At 68.5% G+C, this 9,825-nt stretch carries 7 protein-coding genes and 2 pseudogenes; 2 read left to right on the top strand and 7 right to left on the bottom strand.

Going from position 1 to position 9,825, the window contains the following annotated elements; all coding sequences use genetic code 11:
• Window positions 1-194 precede the first annotated feature (194 nt).
• From ABZ910_RS32735 to ABZ910_RS32725, 3 genes and pseudogenes are all read right to left on the bottom strand, one after another.
• Window positions 195-1,565, bottom strand: a complete 1,371-nt coding sequence (locus tag ABZ910_RS32735; RefSeq protein WP_361372450.1) for an MFS transporter — start codon at window positions 1,563-1,565, stop codon at window positions 195-197.
• 145 nt (window positions 1,566-1,710) lie between these two features.
• A pseudogene (locus ABZ910_RS32730) lies at window positions 1,711-2,090 on the bottom strand (transposase); the annotation flags it as partial.
• A 165-nt stretch (window positions 2,091-2,255) separates the two neighbouring features.
• Window positions 2,256-2,510: pseudogene (locus ABZ910_RS32725) on the bottom strand (hypothetical protein); the annotation flags it as partial.
• 386 nt (window positions 2,511-2,896) lie between these two features.
• Between ABZ910_RS32725 and ABZ910_RS32720 the strand changes: the two are divergent.
• Window positions 2,897-4,135 (top strand): IS256 family transposase, encoded by a 1,239-nt coding sequence (locus tag ABZ910_RS32720; protein WP_361372438.1) that lies wholly within the window; start codon window positions 2,897-2,899, stop codon window positions 4,133-4,135.
• A 227-nt stretch (window positions 4,136-4,362) separates the two neighbouring features.
• Here ABZ910_RS32720 and ABZ910_RS32715 read toward each other — a convergent pair whose 3' ends face one another.
• Window positions 4,363-5,541, bottom strand: a complete 1,179-nt coding sequence (locus tag ABZ910_RS32715) for an FAD-dependent monooxygenase (RefSeq protein ID WP_361372436.1) — start codon at window positions 5,539-5,541, stop codon at window positions 4,363-4,365.
• Window positions 5,542-5,617: 76 nt separating this feature from the next.
• Here ABZ910_RS32715 and ABZ910_RS32710 point away from each other — a divergent pair, with 76 nt between their 5' ends.
• Window positions 5,618-6,235 (top strand): helix-turn-helix domain-containing protein, encoded by a 618-nt coding sequence (locus ABZ910_RS32710; protein WP_361372434.1) that lies wholly within the window; start codon window positions 5,618-5,620, stop codon window positions 6,233-6,235.
• Window positions 6,236-6,460: 225 nt separating this feature from the next.
• Here ABZ910_RS32710 and ABZ910_RS32705 read toward each other — a convergent pair whose 3' ends face one another.
• The 3 genes from ABZ910_RS32705 to ABZ910_RS32695 all read right to left on the bottom strand — a co-directional run bounded on the left by ABZ910_RS32705 (window position 6,461) and on the right by ABZ910_RS32695 (window position 9,792).
• Window positions 6,461-7,234, bottom strand: coding sequence for a hypothetical protein (locus tag ABZ910_RS32705; RefSeq protein WP_361372432.1), 774 nt, complete (start codon window positions 7,232-7,234; stop codon window positions 6,461-6,463).
• A complete protein-coding gene (locus ABZ910_RS32700; protein ID WP_361372430.1) occupies window positions 7,231-8,454 on the bottom strand; it encodes a hypothetical protein in 1,224 nt (407 codons plus the stop codon). The genes ABZ910_RS32705 and ABZ910_RS32700 overlap by 4 nt, the downstream gene beginning before the upstream one ends.
• Window positions 8,455-8,868: 414 nt before the next feature.
• A complete protein-coding gene (locus ABZ910_RS32695; RefSeq protein ID WP_361372428.1) occupies window positions 8,869-9,792 on the bottom strand; it encodes a PfkB family carbohydrate kinase in 924 nt (307 codons plus the stop codon).
• Between the last annotated feature and the right edge of the window lie 33 nt (window positions 9,793-9,825).

Below are 9,825 nucleotides of genomic sequence, written 5' to 3'. Positions count from 1 at the left end.
AGACGGCTCCGCAGCCAGCCCCGCGTCGTGAAACGCAAGATGTCCAACTACCAGCTCAAACGAGCTGAACACCGAGACTGGCCACAACCCACCCGCACCGGCGCACAAGCCATCCTCATCACAAGACCCCAACCCACAGGCCCATAACGCAACGGCATTGGGCTTAGAACTCCTAACGAAATGATCTACAGGCTTTAGGTCTCGTCGATCGGTTGAGCGTGGGCAGCGGTCTCGCCGTGCTCTGGGGTGTGTTGCCGATCCGGATCTGCCATCCGTGTCCTGCCTGCCAGGCAGGACACGACAGCGGCCGGCAGTACCAACAGCGCGAACGTCCAGGCAAACGGTGCAGGTTGGCCAGCAACCGCCGACACCGCGCTGAACAGAGCCGAGGCCAGGGCCAGGACTGCTGTCTGACCGAGATTCTGTGACGTCTGCATCGCGCCGCTCGCATACCCCTGCCCGCCGACCGGAGCGTGTGCGAGGGACAACAGGGTCAGCGATGGCGCAGCAAGCCCCATGCCGACCGCTGCCAGGACCATCGACGACACCGCCGCGGCCGCGGGCGCTGCGGGCAGGGTGCACAGTGCGGCCAGTGCAACCGCGCCCCCCATCACGCCGGCCCCGACGGCGACGAGGCGGTGCCGGGGCACCCGGTCCTGCAGGCGTCCCTGCAGCCAGGACGCCCCGGCCCAGGCAAGCGCGGCCCCGGTGAACGCAAGCCCCGTCACCACGCCCGGCACCCGGCGCACCGTACCGAGCATCAACGGTACGAACGCCTCAAGCGTGAAGTACGCGCCCGAGGCCAGCGCCCGCAGCAGCACCGTGGCAGGCAGCCCGTGCCCGGCCCGCCAGGTGCGCGGTGGCAGCAGGCGCGGAGCGAACACCACGAGCAACGCCAGACCAACCACCGTGCACGCGGTGTGCCGTACGTCCCAGGCGGAGACGCCGTACTGGGTGAGCGCCGCTGCCGCGCTCACCGCTACCGCAGCGGGCAGGGCAGGCCGCCGCACCGGCCCCTCGCCGCCCTGGGTCGCCTGTGAAGCGCCGTCTTGCACCCCTCGCCCGCGCAGCAGGAGTACTGCGGCCACCGCCGGGAGCAGAGTGAGGCCGGCGAGGCCGAAGAACACCATCCTCCAGGACCACCAGGCGGCTACGAGCCCGGCGAGGGGCGGACCGGCCAGGGACGGCACGATCCAGCAGGCGCTCATCAGGGCCAGGGCACGGGCACGTAGGTGATCCGGGTAGGACTGGCCGATGGCCGCGTTGACAGACACCGCCACCAGTCCCGCCGCGATGCCGTCTGCGAAACGCCCGAGAGCCAGCTGCCAGATGCTGGTACTCGTCGCGGAGACAAGAAGCGTCAAGACCGTGAGGACCACCCCGGCCGTCAGCGGCCGCCGGGCACCCGCACGGTCCGCCCACGCCCCGCCGAGCACCCCGCCGAGCAGGCTCGCGGCGACGAACGCTCCCGCCACCAGCGGATACAGAACGACCCCGTCGAGGTCCCTCACGGCCATCGGCAGCAGGGGCATCACCGCCAGCGCGGCGAACCCCGTCAGGAACATCACCGCCGCGAAACTGGCGGTGACGGCCAGATACGTACGGGAAAACAGCCCGGTCGGAGGAGCAGATACGAGGAGTGCGGGGCAGCGGCGGGTCACGGGCAGCAAGGTATGTGTGCATCTCTGAACAGGACCAGTGTTTTGATCCCTACCGGTTCAATTTCAGACGCCGCCAGCAGATGAGTGCGCATCCGAGGGTGAGGAAGGCTTCGTGGATGTCGTCGCGGATCTCCCAGCGGATGCGCAGGCGGCGGAACCAGTGCAGGTGGGCGAACGCGCGCTCCACGACCCAGCGTTGGGTGCCCAGTCCGGAGCCATGTTCGGTGCCGCGTCGGGCGATCAACGGCTTCACGCCGAGGTCCCGGACCAGCGGCGGTACTTGTCGTGGTCGTAGCCGCGGTCGGCCAGCACCACGTCCGGGCGGCGCTGGGGCCGGCCGCGCTTGCCCCGCACCGGCGGCACGGCTTGGAGGAGCGGGATCAGCTGGGTGACGTCGTTGCGGTTGCCGCCGGTGAGGGTGGCGGCGAGCCCGGTCTTGGCTCCCCCTTTAACGCCCGGATGTGGGAGCCGTCGACCGCCGCCCGGGAGAGGTTCGCGGCGCGCTTGGCAATGACTCCCCGTCGGTCGGTCATGACGTCCGTCCCTTTCTGCATGGTGTTCCGTAGTTCCGTCGCCGCTCTCTTCGAGACGCTGTAGCCCAGAAGCCAGCGCCAGCCGAAGCAGCTCCGCCACGCGTTCCGCGGTGGCCGGCGACACACGACCGAGTTCGACCAGGTCGTGGCCGAAGGCATTCAAGTCGGCCCGCAGATAAAGGAAGTCCTTCTCCATTCCTGCGCGGATCAATGCGTCCCGCAGAGCGGTCGCGGCATTGCGCGCGGCGTACCAGCCGTCGCTGTCCAGAGGGGACCATGTAGCAGCGTCGCGCCGGTCCGTGGCGTCATCGCGCATCGGTCGAGACCCCCTCGATTGCGGTCCGAGCGAGGGCAGCCGCAGACGGGTAGCGCTCGCCGTAGCGGTCTACGCGAGCGAGCAGCTCGGCAGAGGCGACGAGCATGGTTGCCAAGGAGACCGGACGGAGCGGGTTGGCCATCGGTCGTCGAGTCGGGGCTCGGAGCCACTCGTAACGGTCGCCGGACATCGGCGTGAGGCCAGGGACGACGACTACCGAGCCACGACTCAGGTAGCGGCACGCGGGGGGCCCGGTTGCGTCCAGGGAAGTGGTGTAGGGGTTCGACCTGATCCGGGGGTTTGCTCCGGCGTCGGGGTGGTGCCCGCATAAATGAACGGCCACCGGCTGATCTTCGAGGTGTCGAAGCCCGAAGGAGATCAGCACGATGACCGCACCCGACAGTCTGCCCCTGCACGCCCTCGCCGAGGACAACCTCGCCGCGGCGAGTCCCGATCTGCTGCGCGCGATGATCAAAACGTTTGCCGACGCCCTCATGTCCGCCGAGGCCGACGCTCTCTGCAATGCCGAATACGGGCAGGTCAGCGACGAACGCGTCAATCACCGCAACGGTTATCGCCCGCGCGAATGGGACACGAGAGCCGGCACTGTCGAGCTCGCCATCCCCAAGCTCCGCAGCGGGAGTTACTTCCCGCACTGGCTCCTCGAACGCCGCCGCCGGGCCGAGCAGGCCCTCATCAGCGTGGTCGCCACCGCCTACCTGCTCGGTGTCTCCACCCGCCGCGTCGAGAAACTCGCCGAGTCCCTCGGCGTCACTCAGCTGTCGAAGTCTCAGGTCAGCGCGATGGCCCGGCACCTGGACGATCAGGTCGCCGCCTTCCGCAACCGGCCCCTGGATCAAGGGCCTTATGCGTTCGTCTGGGTCGACGCTCTCACGCAGAAGGTCCGCGAGGGCGGCCGCATCATCAACGTCCACGCACTGATCGCGGTCGGCGTCAACGCCGACGGCCACCGCGAGATCCTCGGCATCGACGTCGCCACCGCCGAAGACGGAGCCGGCTGGCTCGCCTTCCTGCGCTCGCTCATCGCCCGCGGCCTGTCCGGCGTCCAGCTCGTCGTCTCCGACGCCCACGCCGGCCTGGTCGACGCGATCGGCGTGGTCCTTCCGGGCGCTTCCTGGCAGCGTTGTCGCACCCACTACGCACGCAACCTGCTGAGTCAGGTCCCCAAATCCGCCCAACCCTGGGTGGCCACGCTCCTGCGGACGGTCTTCGAACAGCCCGACACCGACGCCGTGAAGGCCCAGATGAGGCACGTTCTCGATGCCCTGGAAGCGAAATTCCCCAAAGCCGCAGCCCACTTGGACGCTGCCCAACACGATGTGCCGGCCTTCACCGCCTTCCCGCGCGAGATCTGGCGACAGATCTGGTCCAACAACCCGCAGGAACGGCTGAACAAGGAGATCAGGCGTCGCACCGACGTGGTCGGCATCTTCCCCGACCGCACCGCCCTGATCCGCCTGGTCGGAGCGATGCTGGCCGAGCAGAACGACGAGTGGACCGAGGCCCGCCGCTACATGGGACTCGACCTGCTGGCCAAGGCCCGCCTCCACCCGATCGAGTCAGAAACCGACGACACCGACCTGCCCACCGAACTCACCGCATAGCCTCAAAACGAGATCACCGAGTGGCCGTCGATACACCACTCCAGCGGACGTGACCGAGTCGCGGAGAATCTGTGGAGCATTTACGCAGGTGGTCTTGAGGCATCCGCCCCGGTGCGCCCAGCAAATGGGAGGGCCCCAGACGAGCGCACGGGCCCGGAGGCTTTAGGGCGCGTTTCGAGAGCTTCTGGAGTGCGCAGATGGCGTCCCTGCTCCGAACGGCGTGGTGATCATTTGGACGGCTCCTGATCGGTCGAGGCCGCGCGATGCCGGCACAGCACGCGGTGTACCGTCCGCACCCGTGACGCGAGGGGCCAGAGCCGTGTCGCCGCGTTCCGGGCCGCGATGCCCGACCGGCTCGCCGGGATGAGCAGCGCGGTCGCCTGTCCGACGGCCCGCTGCTTGGGTGCTACCAGCCGCCGGTGCTCGCTTTCGTAGCGCCGGAATGCCGCCTCATGGTCCGCCGGGGTCGCGGCCAGCGCCTCGGCAAGCGTCGACGCCCCCGCCATCGCCAGGGTCGAGCCGTCTCCGAAGAGCGATACGCACGAGGCGGCGTCGCCGAGCAGCGCCACTCTGCGGGTGGACCATCGATCCAGCCGGACCTGACTCACCGAGTCGAAGTAGAGGTCGTCGTCGACCTCGTGCACCCGCTGAAGGAGCTCGGGGACGCGCCAACCGACGCCGGTGTACGCCTCGATGAGACGGTGCTTGTGGTCCACGGTGTTGCGATAGTCGAAGCTGTCATCACCGGGCCCGCGGTACATGAACGCGGCCATGGCCTTCCCGCGGCCGGGGTGCAGCGAGACGGCCCGGCCGGGCGAATTGTGCAGGAGAACCTTGTGCCGGTCGAGGCCCAGGTCGTCCGCGGGAATGGTGGCGACCCAGACCCCCAAGTGCCGCACGTAAGCGCCTTCGGGACCGAAGGCGAGTCGCCGGGTTCGCGAGTGCAGCCCGTCGGCACCGATGACCAGGTCGAACCGGCGCGGCGGGGCGTGGTCGAAGGTGACGTCGACGCCGCCCACGTCCTGGTGCAGCGTGGCGATGGAGTCCTCGAAAAGGAACTCCGCCTCATTGCGTGCCGCCTCAAGAAGGATCGCCGCAAGATCGAACCGCGGCACCTCGACCGAGTCGTCCGTCGGCCGCATCGGGATGCGACCGACCCGGCGGCCGAAGTCGTCAACGAAGCTCAGTTCCGTCACCTCAGTGCCCGCGGCACGCAGCCGGGGCATGATCCTCATCCGCTCGGCGACCGAGACGGCCGGGCCGCGGACGTCGACGGGGCTGCCGCTGGAGCGCAGGCCCTGCGCGCGCTCAACGACGGTCGGCTGGAACCCGTGGCGGGCCAGCCAGTACGCGAGCGTGGGGCCGGCGATGCCGGCTCCGGAGATCAGAACGGCTCGAGTTGCCATGAGCGCGAAGATATCTGCATGGAGTGCAGGTATGCAATGAGTGTGTTTCAGCAGTGAGTGCGATAAATTCTCCAGCATGACCTCGCATCGTGAGCGCAAGCGGCAACGCACCCGGCAAGCGATCATCGACGCCGGTGCCGACCTCTTCGAGCGCCGCGGCTACGAGGGGACGACGATCGCCGACATCGCCGACGCGGCCGAGATCGGCACGCGGACCTTCTTCAGCTACTTCGCGAGCAAGGAAGAGTTGCTCTTCCCTGAGAGCGATGCCCGTGTCGCCGCCGCAGTCGCCGCGATCGAGGCGCGCGAGCCCGCAGACCGCCCCGCCGACCTGCTACTGCGGGCGCTACAGGACGTCAACGAGACCACCACGGAGATGGCTGGCCCGACGGCCCGCCTCCGGATGCGGCTCACGCAGTCCGTTCCCGCCGTACGCGGAAGGGCGCTGCAAGAGCAGTTGGACGCCCAGCTGGAGATCGCTCGGCACCTGCAGGCGGCGTTCCCCGACGAGTTGGACGCGGTGCAGGCGGCAGCCATGGTCGGGGCCTTCATCGGCGCGGTCACCGGCGCACTGCAAGTACTGCTCGCCGAGCCGGACGCCTTGACCGATCCGCAGCGACTCCAGCAGCGGATGCAGGCGGCCACCGAGATAGCGCTGCGACCGTTCCTGGCCTCGTCATCCGGGGCCAGATGAGGTCGTGCGGCTGCCAGGTGCCGTTCGGCCTTGGCTCGGGACGGGCCGCTGTCGGCAGGAGCCACGCTCGGGGGACGTGCCTGTCGGCAGGGGCCTTGGCCTCAGCTGGCGACTGTGCGGGATCGATAGCCGAGCGGCTGGCGACCGGGGGCATCGGCAGCGAGGTGGCCGTGTGCGCCGTCGAGCCTCTTTCCGCCCCGTCGAGCGGCGGCGTACTCCGTCGCCTCAGCGCGTGATCCGGTCGATCACCAAGCGCTCGAAGAGGTCGTCGTGGAGCTGGTACTGCTCGACCGACCGGTGCGCGGCCGCCGTGTCCCCGTTCCAGTCAGTGATGACGTCCTCGTTGAAGTCGATCAGGCGGTGTACGTCGTCCGGCGTCAACTCGGGATGGAACTGGCATCCGAAGACCCGCTCGCCAAAGCTCAGTGCCTGGACGGAGGTGTGCTCGTTGCGGTACTCAATGCGCACCCCGTCGACCTCCTCGATCTGCGGACTGATTGCCTGATAGTGGAACGACGGCACGACACCAATGCCGTGGTCGCCGCCCCCGCTGCGGTGGCTGTCGCCAGCTCGGCTTACCGGGGTCAGGCCGACCTCCATGCCCGAGGTGCCGATGATCGAATCCGGACGCAGTGCCTCGGCGATCAACTGCGAGCCAAGGCACACGCCGATCACCGCGGGACCTGGGCTTGCGGGCTCGGCACCCTCGTCGCGCTTGTCCGTGTCCGCGATGAGCTCCCGCACCAGCGCGATGGTCGCGCGCATCCACTCGGCGTCCGAGTGCACCGAGGTCTGACCTCCAGTGAATACATACGCCAGGGTCGGTCGGGGCAAGCGCGCGGCCGGATCGGCCGCCTCGGCCAGCAGGTTCAGGCGGCCACAGCTCAGGCCGGCCCGGATCAGTCGTTGCTCGATCCGGTCGGCGTAGTCGAGACCGTCGTAGATCAGCCCGTCCGCGACACAGATCTGCACGTCCACCGGCATGATCTCCCCCTTCATCCGAAGAACCTCGACCACAGGTTGGCCGCCGCGTCCACGCACTGGACGAAACTCAGGATAGCCACGATCGTCACGGCCAGGTTGACTCGCGCTACCCGGCGCAGCTGCTCATGCTCCAGCTTTCGTTCCACCGCGTGCCGCGCTATTTCGAGCAGGGTGTCAGTACGCTCGCGCACCTTTTCGGTCTCCCACGCCTTCAGTACGCTGTCACGCAACTTGAGGACGTGGAAGTCGTAGCTGAACGTGGGCCGCACTAACGCCTGATAGTCGGCACGCAGCCGTCGTTCCAGCCTGATGAGCAATTCGGGGTCTTCGTCCAGGGCCGACTCGCGGATGATCCGTTCCGCGGCGTTGGCGGAGTGTTCCAGCCGGGCGTAGTGCACGTTCAGCTGACCTAGCAGGTGCTCAAGCTGGCCGAGCGTGTCGTGAGGGTTCCGGGAGGCCAACAGGAAGAAGGCGTACCCGGGGTAGAAGAACTCTTCCGGCCACGTCGATTCGGAGGGGATCGGCTCGGCGGAGCGAGGGTAGATCAGGTGCCGTAGGGAATCGGAGAGCATCGCCCGGCCCGGAGCTGGGTGGCTGGTGCTACCCGCGTAGGCGAGGTTGAAATAAGGCAGGACCGTGGGACACGGCGGTCCCTGTCGGCATCGGTCGGACATCGCGGTAAGGGCTGGCAGCAGCTCGTCCCTGATGCGCGCGGTGACATCGTCGCGGCCCTTCGGCCCGAAGCCCTCGATGAGCCGCTCCCGCCATACCTCGGACCACCCGTCGGCGATGCGCATGCACACCGCCACCGAGCCGTAACCGTCCGGGAACAGAATGCCGGAGACGTTCAGTTCCACCGGGAGCAGCGTCGCCTCCTGCACGATCGTCGTCAGCCGCGCGTGCAACGCATCGGAGCCGGCGAGGTGCGTGAGCGGGTTGACGGGGGGATTGCCGAAGGTGAGCGAGCCACGCAGGAATTGATCCAGGGACCGTTGCACCACCGTAAGGCGTCTCTCCGGCTCGAGCGCGCCGTCCACCGGAACGGCGAAGCTGGGACGGTCCGTGAGCGACTCGGACCCCGGATAGAAGGGCCCGGTCAGCAGCAGTAGGGCGTCGCCGCAGAAGTCGACGTCACCTGACTCCGCAGGCAGCGGCCCGACAGCCACACGGGCATGCGGCAGCTCCACTCCGTCCGGTGCCCCGCCCTTCTCCTGAACAAGTTCGGACCTGTCCATGCAACCGTCCCCCGGCGATTCAGACATCTCGGCGTTGCAGGCTACCGTCTCTTGGAGATCCATTACAGGCATCTGATGCGGCGCGTTGTCCCGCCCGCATCCCGCCTCGCCCGTCAGGGTCCGTCGATCCCAAAGACCTCCTGTAGCAGGCCGCAGGTGCCGCGCCCGCGCTGGCGCGGCGGATCGGCGCCCGGTTGCGCCAGCCGGGCTGTCTCAGGGGTGGGGACAACCGCCGGCCGTGCAGCAGCCATCCGTCAGCACGTCTTGGAGATGCCCGCACCCTTCGTTGCCGACGCCCTCAGCTACCACCACCAAGCTCGCCTCGCAGACCGATGCCACGAGAGCTTGGACATCTAGCACGAGGTGTCGTTGTCCGGGTCTTTGTCCAGTGTCCTCCGAACGCTCTCTGCTCCTCTACGCTGGCGGCTCCGAGAGTTCCCCGCGCAGCCAGGAGCGCGTTCCGAATGCCGTGCACGACCTCGACGCCACCTCTGCGGCGTGTGCGAGGGCCGTGACGAAACGATCGACATTGTCCCGCTTGCCTCGCGCCCAGTGGTAGGCGAACGCCCCGTGCAGAGCGTCCCCTGCACCCAGCGTGTCGACGACGCGGGTCGGCGGCACGTCGACCGCGCCCTTGCCGCCGGGGCCCGACCACGCGATGGGGTGTTCGCCGCGGCTGACGGCGGCCCAGGTCACGCCGTGGTCGTGGAGGTACTCCAGCGTGTCCGCGGTCGTCCGGGTTCCGGGCGGATGGAAGTCGGCCGAGCAGAGGGCGACATCGATGGCGGACAGGAGCCTCTCCGTACCGCTCTTCCAGCTCCCGCCGTCCAGCAGTGTGGGGCGGCCGAGAGTACGTGCCGTCTCCGCGGTGGCGATCGCCAACTCCATGTGGTGACCGTCGAACTGCACGATGTCGCCGGCAGCCACCAGAGCGTCGAGGTCGTCCGGCGGAGCGAGATGGTGGCGGCCCGTGTTGGTGGAGGCGACCGCGCGTCGGCCGTTCGCCGCCGTCACCAGGATCGAGGAGACCGCGGGCGGTTCGGTGAGCTCGGCGGCCAGGTCCGTCACACTGACACCGAGGCTCTGCAGGTCGGCCTTGGCTCCCTGCGCCAGTGGATGACAGCCGATGCCGGTGAGGAGCCTGGCCCAGCCGCCCAGAGCGCTGAAGACGGCGGCCGCGTTGGCGGCGGGGCCGCCCGCGGCCAACGCCTGGTCATGGGCCGTCATCTTCTCGTCGGAACCCGGCACATGGTCCACCAACTGGATCACGTCCAGAGTGCACAGGCCGACGAACAGGCCTTCAGGGTGCTTCTCCGCTACCGGTTCCGTCCCATCCACCGGCACCTCCTCGAATCGGGCCGCGGCATGCGG

It is taken from the genome of Streptomyces sp. NPDC046805 (assembly GCF_040645355.1).
Classification (GTDB): domain Bacteria; phylum Actinomycetota; class Actinomycetes; order Streptomycetales; family Streptomycetaceae; genus Streptomyces.
Note: the sequence above shows the minus strand (reverse complement) of the source record. Positions and strands in the feature narration are given on the sequence as shown.

Bases quoted from the DNA above. Each gene is read 5' to 3' on its own strand.
- ABZ910_RS32700 (WP_361372430.1), bottom strand. From the start codon at position 8,454: ATGGACAGGTCCGAACTTGTTCAGGAGAAGGGCGGGGCACCGGACGGA.
- ABZ910_RS32705 (WP_361372432.1), bottom strand. From the start codon at position 7,234: ATGAAGGGGGAGATCATGCCGGTGGACGTGCAGATCTGTGTCGCGGAC.
- ABZ910_RS32735 (WP_361372450.1), bottom strand. From the start codon at position 1,565: ATGTTCCTGACGGGGTTCGCCGCGCTGGCGGTGATGCCCCTGCTGCCG.
- ABZ910_RS32720 (WP_361372438.1), top strand. From the start codon at position 2,897: ATGACCGCACCCGACAGTCTGCCCCTGCACGCCCTCGCCGAGGACAAC.
- ABZ910_RS32710 (WP_361372434.1), top strand. From the start codon at position 5,618: ATGACCTCGCATCGTGAGCGCAAGCGGCAACGCACCCGGCAAGCGATC.
- ABZ910_RS32715 (WP_361372436.1), bottom strand. From the start codon at position 5,541: ATGGCAACTCGAGCCGTTCTGATCTCCGGAGCCGGCATCGCCGGCCCC.